Below are 421 nucleotides of genomic sequence, written 5' to 3'. Positions count from 1 at the left end.
GGCCGTGGGCCGCGCTCACCGCGTTCGGCGTGGTCCCGGCGGCGCTGGCCGGCGCGCCGGTCGCCGAGGTGCTGGACGAGGCGGAGGCGCTCACCGCCGCGCTCGACCGGGACCGGGACAACCCGGGCCTCGCGCTCGGCGCGGCCCTGGGCGCGGCGCCCGGCGAGGGCAGGCACACGGTAGCGCTGGTCCCCGACGGCACCGGACTCGACGGCCTGGGCCGCTGGGCGGGCGCGCTGCTCGCCGACGCCACCGGCGGACGGCTCCTGCCGGTGGCCGTGGAGTCCCCCGACTCCCCCGGCGCCACCGGGCCGGGCGTGCTCACAGTCGGTCTCGGCGGCGCCCTCGGCGCGGGCGTCGGCCCGGGCGTGGCCGCCGACGTCGCCGTCAACGGGCCGCTCGGCGCGCACCTGCTCACCTG

General features: G+C 81.9%; 1 pseudogene. It reads left to right on the top strand.

Going from position 1 to position 421, the window contains the following annotated elements:
• Positions 1-421 (top strand): annotated as a pseudogene (locus tag KBX39_RS32915) (glucose-6-phosphate isomerase); the annotation flags it as partial.

This window comes from Micromonospora sp. D75, from assembly GCF_018070405.1.
GTDB classification, from domain to species: domain Bacteria; phylum Actinomycetota; class Actinomycetes; order Mycobacteriales; family Micromonosporaceae; genus Micromonospora; species Micromonospora chalcea.
This window is presented reverse-complemented; position numbering and strand designations above follow the sequence as displayed.